Below are 12,446 nucleotides of genomic sequence, written 5' to 3' on the forward strand. Positions count from 1 at the left end.
GGGTTTTTTTAGCTAAACTTAATCTTGGTCTCTGTCCGGGTTGCGGTAACGATCGCTGCGGTGTGTCTGGTAACCGCTATCCTGATCGTGTCGGCCTGACGAAGAGCCACCTCTTTGTGAGGAGCCTTGTCTGCCCATTCCGCCAGGGTAATTCTCGCGTGAGGTTGAGCCCTGATTATCGCTGTAAAAAGAAGTGTGGCTGCCCATAGAACCATAACGGCTTTCATCGCTGCCGCGGCCACTTTCGTAACCACCTTCACGGTAGCCGCCCTGGCCATACTGGCCACTCTGCGAACCATAACCGCTGCCCATACCTCTTGATGAACCCCACTCAGAGCGGCCCTGTGAACCATAACCGCCTTGCTGTGAAGAAGAACCGTAGCCACCTTGGCCGCTCATGCCGCCACCATAGCCACCTTGCGATGAACCATAGCCGCCCTGGCCACCTCTTTCGCTTCTGGATGAACGGTATTCATCGTTATAAGATCCGCCACGAGAGCCATAACCACCCTGGCTGCCATAGCCACCCTGCATTTCTCGCTGTGAGCCATAACCTCTTGATGAACCATAGTCATCCCTATCGTATTCGCTCATGCCTCTGGATGATCCGTAGCCCATGGAGCCATAGTCGCCTCTCTGGGAAGAAGAACCGTAGCTACCCTGGCCATAACCACCCTGTGAAGACCCATAACCTGATGTACCGGAGCTTCGGCCCTGAGAGCCATAACCGCCTTGCTGTGAAGAAGAACCATAGCCACCCTGGCTACCATATCCACCTTGCTGGGAAGAGCCGTATCCTTCCTGCGAACCGCGTGAGCCGCTATAGCCGCCACCGCCGAACTGGCCGCTTCTGCCACTTTCGTAGCTTCCGTAACCACCTTGCGATGAACTGCCTTCTCTGCCAAATCTGCCGGAAGAGCCGCCATAAACGTTGCTTCCCTGCTCATCGCCTTCACGGTCTTGATAGCCACCTTGCATACCACTTCTTGAGGTTCCGTAATCCTGATCCTGGTATCTGGCGCGGTTACCTTCCATGCCGCCCTGGTTGCCATAGTTGTAGCCACCTTGCGAACCCCACTCAGAGCGGCCCTGTGAGCCATAACCGCCTTGCTGCGAAGAAGAACCATAACCGCCCTGGCCGCTCATGCCGCCACCATAGCCACCTTGTTGGCCGCTCTGGCTGTAACCGCTGCTATCGCCATAACCACGCTGCATGCCACCGCCTTGCTGCGAAGAGCCATAATCGCCCTGGTAACCATAACCGCTCTGGCCACCATAGTTGCCATGCTGCGATCCGTAACCATAACCACCCTGCGAGCCATAACCTTGCTGAGAACCATAGCCCTGCTCTTGCTGAGAGGAACCCCAGCCACCTTGCTGCTGGCTGCTTCCTTCATGTGCGCTCATAGAGCCATAGCTACCCATATCGGCGCTCTGTCCGCTTTTAGCCGCAGTAGAGCTTGTTTTTTTACCTGATGATTTAGAAGTTTTAGTATCAGAAGTTTTACCTTCTTTGCTGGAGCTTGCTTTAGCTTTAGTTGTAGATGACTTGGAGTCTAAGCCTGAAGCAGAGCTTTTGCTGCTTTTAGATGAAGAAGAGGTAAGGCCGGAAGAAGTAGATCCGCCTGCTTTACCTAACCCTGAAGTTGAGCCTGTTGAGCCCATCGAACCTGACATACCTGAAGACCCTGTTGAGCCTGATGATAACCCAGAAGTATTCTGGTTGGATGAACCGGATGATGATAAATTGCTACTCGACGATCCACCGGATGTACTGGAGGACTGGCCAAACCCCTGGTTTTTCTCATTTTCTTTCATAGTTCTGATCTCCTTAGTTTTATAGTTTAATTAATAGTACTCTTTCTGACTTACCCCGTAGCGCTATACTTTTGCTACTGTCTGTTTGCCAAAACTCTATGGGTAAGTATGGTTGCTGTTATACCTTTTGATTTAGTGATTATATGTGATTTTAGGTGTAACAGAACGTTTTAGCTATACGAACCACGGGGGAGAGGGTTATTGCTATATCGCAGTCTGTCAATAAGAAGTATGAAGATTGGTTCCTGAAAAAGTGTTATGTTTACAATTTTATAAAATTAAAATATAGTATTAATCTAATAATCCGAATTATGGTATTAATTGCTCGGAGTGGATTAAAAAGAAACAATTTTAGAGCAGGGAATTGTGAGTGTTTATACTTAGAAGCGCTTGCTAACTAACGGTTTATGAATATTTTAGTCCGATGGGTTGTAATTCCAAAGTAATTATTACCTTTGTCACATTATTATAAATTCATTATCATGCAAACAGGTAAAGTAAAATTCTACAACGTATCTAAAGGCTTTGGCTTCATCATCGCTGACGATACAAACCAAGACATCTTCGTTCACCAGACTGGATTAGTACACGAGATCCGTGAGAACGACCGTGTTTCTTTCGAGCTGAAAGAAGGCAAAAAAGGATTGAATGCAATCAACGTAGAGAAAATCTAAGTTAGAAACATATAGTGCCTCCCGGCACACATTCATCTGTTTTAACCCGCTCACGAGTTGAGCGGGTTTTTTATTTCTCCACGCTGCTGTTTTCCTTTTTTTCTTCGTTTTTCTCCTCACCTTTTTCAAGCCCTTCCTCTATAAGTTCGTTTGCTTCTTTATGGTCTTCGTGTGTGGCCACAGGTTGGTCCTGCGCTTCTTGCTTGTGCGGTTCGTAGCTCAGGCTGATTAGAATAGGGAAGTGGTCGGAGCCAAATTTGGGCAGGCGCTTCATATTAATTAATCGGAAGGCCGGATCGTAAAAAACATGGTCCAGGGGGTAACGGAATAGAGGTATAAAGGCATTGTAAGTATTGTAAAATCCTCTGCCTACGCGCGGGTCTAGGAGGCCACTGATGTTCTTGAATAGCTGCGTTGTATTAGACCAAGCCACATCGTTCAGATCGCCAGCCACAATACAAGGGTTTGGTGTTTTCTTTGCCTGTTTAGCAACTATAAGGAGTTCGGCTTCGCGGGTTTCGGTATTTTTAAGCAGGCGCGGCGGCTGGGGGTGTACCGTAAAAAAATCGAACACTGCACCACTTGGCAGCTCTATAGTAGAGTAAAAAGAAGGAATGCCGTCTTCTACTAAGAATCGTACTTCGCTGGTTAATAGCTTAAATTTGCTGTACATCATCATGCCATAGGTGTTCTCCAACGGCTTTTTGATGGAGTAAGGATATATCTGATCAAGTTCAGGACTCAGGCTTTTATGCCAGGCTTCGTTAGGTTCGTTGACTACCAGTATGTCGGGGTCTTGGGACAAGACTAAGCGCAAAAATTTCTTATGCTTTTTATTTGCCATGCGAACATTTGCGATCATCAGGGAAAAACTGTTCAGGGGCTTTAGTTGTGTGTTGCGTAACGCTTCCGGTTTTGCAATCGGCGTAAAGTTATAAATGTATCGCACCTCGTTTACAATTGCCACCACCCAGATAACAGCCATTATAATCTCAGGTGTACTATGAAAGCCATACAGTAGCCCAAAAGCGGCTAAGGTAAGTGTTAGCAGCAAGGCCACGTGCAACCTCGGGAAATCAAAAATGCGGATCCACCACAATGGTGTTTTAATCAGTGGTAAAAAAGAGAGCAGGGTTAAAATATATCCGGTTATCTGTAGGGCAGTCTTCATGTTGGCGAAGCAGTGGTTGGTAAAACAGCAGGTATTTGTAATAAAACAAATATAGCCTGGCGCTATATAAATTATGGTGCAAGTAGTTGTACGTGAGGTTGGGTATTGAGGTGATATTATTAAAAGAGGAGAAAATAGCATTTGCCATAAAGCAACACGCCCTTCCGGTAATATACCGAAAGGGCGTGTTCATGATTGTACTTTATACTTTATTTACTTCTTATCGGCTGTCTTTTTTGCAACACGTACTCCTACAGCCAGAATGCCCGGAAGCGGATCGCGGCGCATGTATTGTGTAAGAACCAGCTTATAGGTGCCTTTCTGCTTAAAAGTAATATCCTTTAGCGCCAGTGCCTGCAGATCATATAAATCGCTGGAGCCTTTGCCCAGTGGCTTGCCTGTTTTAGGATCCATCAACAACAATTCATGTAGCTGCGATGATAAAGGTTTGCCATCAGGCCCTAGCAACTGGTGTTTCAGGTATAAATTATAATATTCATAAGACAGGGCGTAGCGCACATTAAAGTATACATTATAATGCTGCGTGGTATCTTCTATCTTAAATTCAAATACAGGAGCATTATCCACAGTCCAGCTGCCTTTCTCAAAATCAGTGTTCTGCTCATACACCCGGTTTGGGTCGCAGGCAGTTAGCAACAGCATAGCCATTGCTACCATAATTATAAGTTTATGCATCGGTGCGTGGCTTTTGCTGGTCTGGCTTTTTACCTCTAAATGGTTTGCGCGGCTTCTGCTTTTTTGGCTGTTGCTCGCCAGTTGGCGAAGCCTGCTGTCCGGTGCCTGCCTGTTGTTCAGGTCTTGGCGGCCTGTTTGGTGCGCTTTCACGTGGCTGTCTTGGCTCGCGTTCTGCACGTGGTTCACGCTCCGGTCGCTGTTCACGAGGCTCGCGGTTTTCTTTAAACTCACGGTTATCGCGGCCATCACGGCGCCTGTTATTGTTGTTCTTAAATGGCGCTTTTGGCCTGTTAGGTCTTTGCTCCTGGTTTGCAGGTCTTGTTTCAGCATCGTTAGTTGCTGCTGCTTTAGCAGGAGCATTACCCGCAGGTTGTTGCTGAGGAGCGCTACCTTCAGGACGTGGCTTGTTTTTCTTTTTCTTCTTTTTCTTATTCTTGAATTTATCGTCCAGGCGTTCCAGGTTACCTTCTACCTGTGCTACAAACTCATTCTGCTTAGACTCTTCTTTTACTTCCAGTGTCAGGGTTTCTACTACAACGCCTTTGGCATTGAGCGCCTGAATTTCCTGCACGCGCTCTACCGGAACGGGGTACCAGTTGTTATCGCCTTTGTAGCCAAACCACATCATCTTCTTAAAGATGTCGGTTTTCTGCAACATGGCGTCGCCTTGCTGGGTTTGTAGCGGGCGGTTTACGGTAGGTATATCCTTTAGTGCCTCCATGTAAGTTTCCAGCTCATAGTTGAGGCAGCATTTTAAGCGGCCGCATTGCCCTGAAAGCTTGCTTGGGTTTAACGAAAGGTTCTGGTAACGTGCTGCCGTTGTAGATACACTCTTGAAATCGGTGAGCCAGGTAGAGCAGCAAAGTTCGCGTCCGCATGAGCCAATGCCACCTAAACGGCCGGCTTCGTGGCGCAGGCTTATCTGGCGCATCTCAATACGCACTTTAAACTCTTCGGCCAGCTTCTTGATCAGATCACGGAAGTCTACGCGGTCATCGGCAGAATAAAAGAAAGTAGCTTTGGATTTATCAGCCTGGTACTCTACATCCGATAGTTTCATCTTCAGGCCCAGGCCCTGTACGATTTCGCGGCTACGGTACATTGTGCCGCTTTCCAGGTCGCGTACCTCGTTAAATTTCTCCATATCGCGCTCGTTGGCGATGCGGTATATCGTACGGATTTCTTCGTTGTTATCTACCTTTTTCTTCAGCATTTGCAGGCGTACCAGCTCTCCTTTCAGAGATACAAAGCCAATATGGTGGCCATTTGGTACATCAACTACCACGGCATCGCCGGTGGTAAGGTCTATCCTGTTTATATTACGAAAGAAATCTTTACGGCCGCCTTTAAAGCGCACTTCTATTATATCAAACTCCTCAAAGGAGGTAGGCAGCTCCATATCGCTGAGCCAGTCGAACACGTTTAAACGGTTACAGCCTCCCGTGCTGCAGCCGCCGTTGCTTTTGCAGCCACCAACGCTGGTGCCGCATCCGCCACTAGAACATGAATTACATCCCACAGTTTTATCTCCTTATATAGCTATGCTATTCTTGTTTTCTTAACTTGACAATTAACAAATATACTAATTTTTTGTGCTTTTGCTTCAGACTACGCTAAATGCGATACGCGTGATAACATCAATATGCTGTATTGGGTGCTATACTCTGTAAAATCCACGTCAGATTATATGGGTGGCTGCTGTTTTTTAAAGCAGTGATGGAAATTAAAGTATAATTTTAAGCCATGCTCCGGAAACTGCTGTCACATGCTGCTATTTATGGGTTATCAGCACAGCTGCCCCGATTGGCAGGCGTGTTGGTGCTGCCTGTAATTACGCGCTACCTTACCACCACCGATTATGGTGTAGCAGGTGTGGTTACAGCGTATGCCTCGGCATTGCTGATGCTGCAATCGCTGGGCCTTTCGGTGGTGCTTACCAATACCTATGCCCGGCACCCTGATAAGTATAGCTGGGTCTGGCGGCAGCTAAATGGGTTTATATCGCTTTTCTCGCTGGGGTATGGCCTGCTCATGATTACCGTTTTATACCTGGTTGTACCGCCGGAAGCACATGAGCACAGGTTATGGATTGCGCTGCTTTATAGTTTGCCTGCCATGCTTTTTGTAAGTACCGAGATGCAGACCAGCCTTTACTACCAGCTGTCGCAGAGGCCGTTGCCGCTGGCAGTACGTGCTTTTGTGGTTGGAGCGGTAACAGTGGCGTTAAATGTTTATACTATAGCTTACCTCCGGATGGGGTATATGGGCTGGTTCTATGCGAATTTTTTCGGGCAGCTGTTCGGATTTGTGGTCAATTGCTATAGTTTATACTTCCGGCAGGGCTTATGGCCCATCTTTAATTTTAAATGGTACCGGGTAAGATCAGCCTTAAAAATTGCGTTGCCAGTTGTGCCGCACAACATGTCTTTCTTTTTGATGGATACCTCTGACAGGTTAGTGCTGGATGTATTACGTGTGCCACTCGCACGCATTGGTTTGTATAATGTGGCATCTTCTTTCGGGACATACTTTATGATTGCCAGCAGCGCCATTGTGCAGGCCGCTTCTCCGTTTTACCTGCAGTTTTATAAGCAGGAAGCCGGGGAGCAAGGAGCCATGCAGGCCCGGCGCATGACCTTTGCCTTACAAATTCTCTTTCTGGTGGCTACAACCATAGGCAGCCTCTGGATGAAAGAAATATTCAGTTTGCTCATCAAAAACAAAGACCTGCAACAAGCTTATACGCTGGCCATAATCATTTTAATGGGTTATAACTTCAGGCCGATGTACCTGGCTGTAATGAACCTGTTAGTATACCGCGAAAACACGAACAAACTATGGAGGATATCGGCGGTGGCTGGTGTGGGCAATGTATTGCTTAACTTTATACTTGTGCCGGTATTTGGCTTTCAGGCGGCAGCCTTTACAACTTTTGCAGCGCTAATGTATATGGGCTATGCCGGATTTCTGCTGAAAGAGTACAAACAGGCTGCGCTGGTGAAGTTATACCCGCTGGTCTGGTTAAGTATAACAGTAGCAGCTTTGCTTGTGGTCTATAATTTGGCGGATATGGTTATGATAAGTAAAGTATGGCTGACCGGTGGCGTAAGTATAGCGTTTGGGCTTTTAGCATACTTTAACAGAAATAAGATCAACGGGTTTTAAAATAAAAGGGAGCTGTTTAGGCTCCCTTTTTAAATTTATACTTCCGTTTTATGGCTTCAATACTACCTTCACACAGTTATCCTGCTTTTTATTGAAGATATCATACATATTAGCAGCTTCGCTGAGTGGCACATTGTGTGTGATGATATCATCGAGCACGACTTTACCATCCTGTACCAACGAAATTAACTGATCGATGTAGCGTTGCACCCAGGCCTGGCCGCCCATCAGCTTAATGCCTTTATCGAACCACTGGTGCAGCGGGAAGTTATTGTAAGGCGTACCATACACACCTACCACGGTTACAGTTCCGGCACGGCGCACAGAATCAAAGCATTTTTCTAATACCTTCATACTTCCTTTTTCCATCTGCACTACGTTCATGGCTTTTTCGAGTATGGTGCGGTCGGCTTCCATACCTACGGCATCTACGCACACATCAGCCCCGTAACCGCCTGTCATGTCGCGTATCACTTCTACGGCATCAACTTCGGAGGCATTTATAGTTTCAGCGTTAGCGCTTTTGCGGGCCATTTCTAAACGGTAAGGCTGTATGTCAACACCAATTACACGCTTGGCACCGCGTAGCCAGGCAGATTTCATGGCCATTATACCAACAGGGCCACAGCCCCATACTACCACTGTTTCGCCGCCTTTCAGCTCGGCCCAGTCTATGGCAGCCCAGCCTGTCGGGAAAATGTCTGTCAGGAAGAGTACCTGCTCATCGGTGAAATTATCTGATATTTTGCGTGGGCCAAAATCGGCATAAGGTACGCGCACATACTCTGCCTGGCCACCGTTATACCCGCCGTAAAGATCTGTATAACCAAAAAGGGCAGCGCCTTTACCAGTTAACAGTGCACCTTCGGGGCCATAGTTGTCGGGGTTGGAATTTTCGCAATGCGTTGGCAACTGCATGTTACAGAAGTGGCACGTGCCGCAGGAAATCGGGAATGGCACCACCACGCGGTCGCCTTTTTTAAGATTTTTTATACCTTGGCCCACTTCTTCTACTATACCCATAAACTCGTGGCCCAACACCATGTTGCGGGGTTGCGGAAACATGCCATTGTAAATATGAAGGTCTGAACCGCAGATGGCCGTAGAAGTTACTTTAAGTATAACATCGCGGGCATCTTCAATCCGTGGATCATCAACGGTGTCTACCCGAACATCTTTCGGGTTGTGGAATACTACTGCTTTCATAGTTGTGTTGTCGTTAAATGTTTAATAACTACGCCTTTTTGCAAAGACAATAGATTAGGTTTAACGATGGGAGGTTAAAGTGGTTGTTAGCTTCAGGCGGATAGTCTAACCGGATTTACAGTAGCATCAAGAAATATAAGCAAGGTATAAACAGAGCAGGCGCATGAGTTCTAACTATGATTTTAAGCTTTTAACGGCACAGGATCTTCCCATACTTCATCAAACTTTCCTGGATGCTTTTGCCGATTACCTGGTACCTATACAATTAAATGAAGCCCAGTTTAAGGCAAAACTGAAACGCGAAGGCGTGCAAACTGAGCTTTGTGGGGGAGCTTTTTATAAAGAAAATCTGGCTGGATTTATACTTACCGGACTTGGGGAATGGCAGGGCAAGTATACGGCTTACAATGCCGGAACAGGTGTGGTGCCGCAGCACCGTGGGCATGCGCTTACCAGGCGGCTTTATGAGTTTATGTTGCCTGCCATGCAAAAGGCTGGTGTTAAGCAATGTTTACTGGAGGTAATAAAACAAAACGTTCCGGCGCTGAAAGTATACCAAAGCCTCGGATTTAAAATTACCCGCACCCTGGATTGTTTCCGGAGCTTTAAGGAAGAACTTATACTTCACATACCTGCCGCTAAAAGTATAAACATACGCCAGGCAACACAGCCCAATTGGCCACTTTATAAAAGCTTCTGGGATATTACACCAACCTGGCAAAATACCCCGGAGGCCATAACCAGAAGTACAGATCCCAAAATTATACTGGAAGCTTATGATGAATTTAATCAGGTAACTGGCTATGTTGTTTTTTACCCGCATAACGGGGCTATTGCCCAGCTGGCTGTAAGTATGAATGCACGGGGTAAAGGTATTGGCACTGCTCTGCTTCGCGAGGTAGCAAGACTAGCAGCTACACCTGCCCTTATGCTAATCAATATTGATACCGCCGGCGAAGAGTTTATAAAATATCTGGAGAACCGTGGCCTGAGAAGGATATTAATGCAGTATGAGATGGTGCTGCCAATTGGTTAAAGTATGCTTCTACAAGCTTTTAAAGTATAAATCGGGATATGGTTTTAAGTTTATACTTTATGCCAGTGCCTTATTTCGTAATTTGCCAGCTTAACAATTGATAACTATGAATATGGCGTGGGTTTACCTGATATTGGCCGGCATCTGTGAAATTGGATGGGCCTTTGGGTTAAAGTATAGCGAAGGTTTTACAAAAATAGGGGTAAGTATAGTTACCGTTATCGTCATGATTCTGAGCTTTGTGCTGCTGTCGCAGGCTATGAAAACGCTGCCACTAGGTACTGCTTACGGCATCTGGACGGGTATTGGTGCAGCCGGAACAGCTATACTTGGCATTGTGTTCCTGAACGAACCCCGAGATCTTATCCGCATCCTTTGTATCCTGATGATCATAGGTGGGGTGGTTGGGCTTAAGGTTTTTTCAGGAGAAGCTAAGTAACAACTATTGCCAGGTATAAACCTGCATTTGTTGCGGTGTAAACAGGTAAACGCGGTTACTGCTGACGATTGCTGAAGTATACTTTGCTGTAGAAGGAAGTGCTATACTGTGTTGCTTTTGCGTGTAAATATCCAAGAAATTCAATTTACCGTCTTTTACAAAGTATAACTCATTTCCCTGAAAGCCTATCTGGGAAATGCCTGTAACTGGAATTGTTTTTTTATAGTTACCTAAGTTATCGAACACAAAAATGCCGGTGTTATAATCCAGCAGGTATACTGTATTCTGGTACTCACGCAGCAGGCGTATATCAAATCGGGCTTTATCCAATATCAGGTTTAATGATGTTTCTGTTACAGTTCTGCGCAGGCGGGTGTCTAATTTGCTTAGCGTGTAATTTGACTCGTTGAATAGCCAGAAGCCATCGTCGGAGGTAAGTGCGGCTGCTTTTATACTTCCTGAGAGCTCCTGGTAGTCCGAAAAGTCAGTGGACGTAATGGGACGCAAAAACCTATCGAGCAATACAATTTCCTGCCTGTCTTCATAAAAAAGCAGCACTTTCATCGGGTTCCAGGCATCAATGCTTGTAATGCGGCCACCTTTGGCAGGGGAGTAGGTAAGAGCTGCCCGACCTGATGAATCTACCTTAACCAGGTTTCTTTTCGCATCCAGGAAGTATACATGGCCATTACGGTCTGCAGAAACAGTTGACGGTGAGCTTATACTTGTGCTATAGCTATACTTTAAAGAATCCTGTGCTGCTGCAGCTCCCTGAGCGGAAACTCGCCCTGGCAGTATTAACGCCTGGAGCAACACAAGTATAAAGTATAGATTAAGCTTCAAAGTAGTCTAGTTTTAACGATTCGCCATCATACACGGCATACGAGCAAAAATTGACCCATTCGCCTAAATTAACATAGCGGCTGCTGTTATTAATAGGTATATCGAGCGGCAGGTGGCGGTGCCCAAAAACATAGTAGTCGTGGTGCTGGCTGGCTTCCACTTCTTTGCAGTAATGTAATAACCACTCGTTATCGCCTAAAAACTGCTCATCTTTTTTGATGTTACTGATGCGGCTTCTGCGCGACCACATGTTGGCTATGCCTATACCTAAGTTCGGGTGGATACGGGCAAAGGCCCATTGGCAGGCCTTGTTGTTAAACACGCGCTTGAGTAGTTTATAAGTATGGTCGCCGGGGCCCAGGCCATCGCCATGGCCAATGTAAAAGGTTTTACCCCCAAAACTGGTAGAAATGGGCTCGCGCAGTATAGGAATGTTCAGCTCAGTCGGGAAGTAGTCAAACATCCACATATCATGGTTGCCCGTGAAGAACAAAACAGGTATGCCGGCATCGGTCAGTTCAGCCAGTTTGCCCTGTAGCCTGATAAACCCTTTCGGGATGGCATGCTTGTACTCAAACCAGAAATCGAAAATATCGCCCAGCAAAAGTATAGCCGCTGCATCGTGCTTCACTGTATCCAGCCACTTTACAATTTTGCGTTCGCGGGCCAGGCTATGTTCGGCGGTTGGTACTCCTAAATGGAAATCAGAGGCAAAGTATACTTTCTTACCCGGCTCCAGTTCGTTAATGCGGAAGGTCATCAATTAAAAAAAGAGCTAGCTGTTTAGGGCCGTGTGCGCCCATTACCAATGTCTTTTCGATGTCGGCGGTGCGGCTTGGCCCGCTTACCAGCGAAACCATGGATGGGAAATTCTCTTTATACTTATCGCGCACAATTTGCAGGCCGTCCTTGATATCAGGTACCAGTTGGCTGGCTTTTGCCACCACAATGTGTGTGGCCGGGTAAATACCTAACCTGCGTCCGCCGGCATTTGCTGAGCTTACCAATAAACTACCGGTGCGGGTTATCAGTGCCTCGCAGGTTGTAAGGCCAGCTTCAGCATCCTGCACAAACGTATCATCGTTGGCTATAAACTCTATGCCTGCCTGGTAAAGTATGTGCTGCAGGTTAGACTCCCATACAAAAAGGTGCTGTATGTTCTGTTCCTGCTTGAATACGAATAGCTGGTCAAAAAAATCTTCTTCTGATTCGCAGTAGAAAAACAGGCCGGCGTTAGCGATGAACTTCTGCGCAAACTCCACCGACATATCCTCTGAAGGACTGGCATGGAGCGGCGATGTGAAGTCAGGAGTAGGAGGCAGAAAAGGCGCTGACTTAGCCAGCGCCTCTCTTACTCTTCTTAATACAATTTCTTTCGATTTTGCTTCGTACATGCGT

12 protein-coding genes are annotated in these 12,446 nt (G+C 46.6%); 4 read left to right on the forward strand and 8 right to left on the reverse strand.

Going from position 1 to position 12,446, the window contains the following annotated elements; translation table 11 throughout:
* Positions 1-18 precede the first annotated feature (18 nt).
* Positions 19-1,818, reverse strand: a complete 1,800-nt coding sequence (locus LWP20_RS03925; RefSeq protein WP_242926802.1) for a hypothetical protein — start codon at positions 1,816-1,818, stop codon at positions 19-21.
* Positions 1,819-2,300: 482 nt separating this feature from the next.
* Between LWP20_RS03925 and LWP20_RS03930 the strand changes: the two genes are divergently transcribed.
* On the forward strand, positions 2,301-2,492 hold the full coding sequence (locus LWP20_RS03930) for a cold-shock protein (RefSeq protein ID WP_242926803.1): 192 nt from the start codon (positions 2,301-2,303) through the stop codon (positions 2,490-2,492).
* Between the two features lie 70 nt (positions 2,493-2,562).
* Here the strand turns inward: LWP20_RS03930 and LWP20_RS03935 are convergent, their stop codons facing one another.
* From LWP20_RS03935 to ricT, 3 genes are all read right to left on the reverse strand, one after another.
* Positions 2,563-3,663: an endonuclease/exonuclease/phosphatase family protein gene (locus LWP20_RS03935; protein ID WP_242926804.1), complete on the reverse strand. Its 1,101-nt coding sequence runs from the start codon at positions 3,661-3,663 to the stop codon at positions 2,563-2,565.
* 213 nt (positions 3,664-3,876) lie between these two features.
* Positions 3,877-4,359 carry a gliding motility lipoprotein GldH gene (locus LWP20_RS03940; protein WP_242926805.1) on the reverse strand — a complete coding sequence of 161 codons (483 nt, stop codon included), beginning with the start codon at positions 4,357-4,359 and terminating at the stop codon, positions 3,877-3,879.
* A complete protein-coding gene (gene ricT / locus LWP20_RS03945; RefSeq protein WP_242927100.1) occupies positions 4,352-5,758 on the reverse strand; it encodes a regulatory iron-sulfur-containing complex subunit RicT in 1,407 nt (468 codons plus the stop codon). The genes LWP20_RS03940 and ricT overlap by 8 nt, the downstream gene beginning before the upstream one ends.
* A 344-nt stretch (positions 5,759-6,102) precedes the next feature.
* Between ricT and LWP20_RS03950 the strand changes: the two genes are divergently transcribed.
* The gene (locus LWP20_RS03950) at positions 6,103-7,524 is read left to right on the forward strand and encodes a lipopolysaccharide biosynthesis protein (RefSeq protein WP_242926806.1); all 1,422 of its coding nucleotides are present in this window, start codon (positions 6,103-6,105) and stop codon (positions 7,522-7,524) included.
* A 48-nt stretch (positions 7,525-7,572) separates the two neighbouring features.
* Here LWP20_RS03950 and LWP20_RS03955 read toward each other — a convergent pair whose 3' ends face one another.
* Positions 7,573-8,730 carry a zinc-dependent alcohol dehydrogenase gene (locus LWP20_RS03955; protein WP_242926807.1) on the reverse strand — a complete coding sequence of 386 codons (1,158 nt, stop codon included), beginning with the start codon at positions 8,728-8,730 and terminating at the stop codon, positions 7,573-7,575.
* Between the two features lie 163 nt (positions 8,731-8,893).
* On the opposite strand from LWP20_RS03955, the gene LWP20_RS03960 reads away from it, so the two are divergent.
* Positions 8,894-9,766, forward strand: a complete 873-nt coding sequence (locus LWP20_RS03960) for a GNAT family N-acetyltransferase (RefSeq protein ID WP_242926808.1) — start codon at positions 8,894-8,896, stop codon at positions 9,764-9,766.
* Between the two features lie 106 nt (positions 9,767-9,872).
* Positions 9,873-10,205: a DMT family transporter gene (locus LWP20_RS03965; RefSeq protein WP_302467594.1), complete on the forward strand. Its 333-nt coding sequence runs from the start codon at positions 9,873-9,875 to the stop codon at positions 10,203-10,205.
* A gap of 3 nt (positions 10,206-10,208) precedes the next feature.
* Here the strand turns inward: LWP20_RS03965 and LWP20_RS03970 are convergent, their stop codons facing one another.
* From LWP20_RS03970 to LWP20_RS03980, 3 genes are read right to left on the reverse strand one after another with little or no spacing between them, the layout of a single operon-like run.
* On the reverse strand, positions 10,209-11,048 hold the full coding sequence (locus LWP20_RS03970; protein ID WP_242926809.1) for a hypothetical protein: 840 nt from the start codon (positions 11,046-11,048) through the stop codon (positions 10,209-10,211).
* Positions 11,038-11,808 (reverse strand): UDP-2,3-diacylglucosamine diphosphatase, encoded by a 771-nt coding sequence (locus tag LWP20_RS03975; protein ID WP_242926810.1) that lies wholly within the window; start codon positions 11,806-11,808, stop codon positions 11,038-11,040. Before LWP20_RS03975 ends, LWP20_RS03970 begins: the two co-directional genes overlap by 11 nt.
* Positions 11,792-12,442: a LutC/YkgG family protein gene (locus LWP20_RS03980; protein WP_242926811.1), complete on the reverse strand. Its 651-nt coding sequence runs from the start codon at positions 12,440-12,442 to the stop codon at positions 11,792-11,794. The genes LWP20_RS03975 and LWP20_RS03980 overlap by 17 nt, the downstream gene beginning before the upstream one ends.
* Positions 12,443-12,446 lie beyond the last annotated feature (4 nt).

The organism is Pontibacter vulgaris (assembly GCF_022758145.1).
Lineage (GTDB): Bacteria > Bacteroidota > Bacteroidia > Cytophagales > Hymenobacteraceae > Pontibacter > Pontibacter vulgaris.

Bases quoted from the DNA above. Each gene is read 5' to 3' on its own strand.
- LWP20_RS03925 (WP_242926802.1), bottom strand. From the start codon at position 1,818: ATGAAAGAAAATGAGAAAAACCAGGGGTTTGGCCAGTCCTCCAGTACA.
- ricT (WP_242927100.1), bottom strand. From the start codon at position 5,758: ATGGAGCTGCCTACCTCCTTTGAGGAGTTTGATATAATAGAAGTGCGC.
- LWP20_RS03935 (WP_242926804.1), bottom strand. From the start codon at position 3,663: ATGAAGACTGCCCTACAGATAACCGGATATATTTTAACCCTGCTCTCT.
- LWP20_RS03940 (WP_242926805.1), bottom strand. From the start codon at position 4,359: ATGCATAAACTTATAATTATGGTAGCAATGGCTATGCTGTTGCTAACT.
- LWP20_RS03975 (WP_242926810.1), bottom strand. From the start codon at position 11,808: ATGACCTTCCGCATTAACGAACTGGAGCCGGGTAAGAAAGTATACTTT.
- LWP20_RS03960 (WP_242926808.1), top strand. From the start codon at position 8,894: ATGAGTTCTAACTATGATTTTAAGCTTTTAACGGCACAGGATCTTCCC.
- LWP20_RS03930 (WP_242926803.1), top strand. From the start codon at position 2,301: ATGCAAACAGGTAAAGTAAAATTCTACAACGTATCTAAAGGCTTTGGC.
- LWP20_RS03955 (WP_242926807.1), bottom strand. From the start codon at position 8,730: ATGAAAGCAGTAGTATTCCACAACCCGAAAGATGTTCGGGTAGACACC.
- LWP20_RS03965 (WP_302467594.1), top strand. From the start codon at position 9,873: ATGAATATGGCGTGGGTTTACCTGATATTGGCCGGCATCTGTGAAATT.
- LWP20_RS03980 (WP_242926811.1), bottom strand. From the start codon at position 12,442: ATGTACGAAGCAAAATCGAAAGAAATTGTATTAAGAAGAGTAAGAGAG.
- LWP20_RS03950 (WP_242926806.1), top strand. From the start codon at position 6,103: ATGCTCCGGAAACTGCTGTCACATGCTGCTATTTATGGGTTATCAGCA.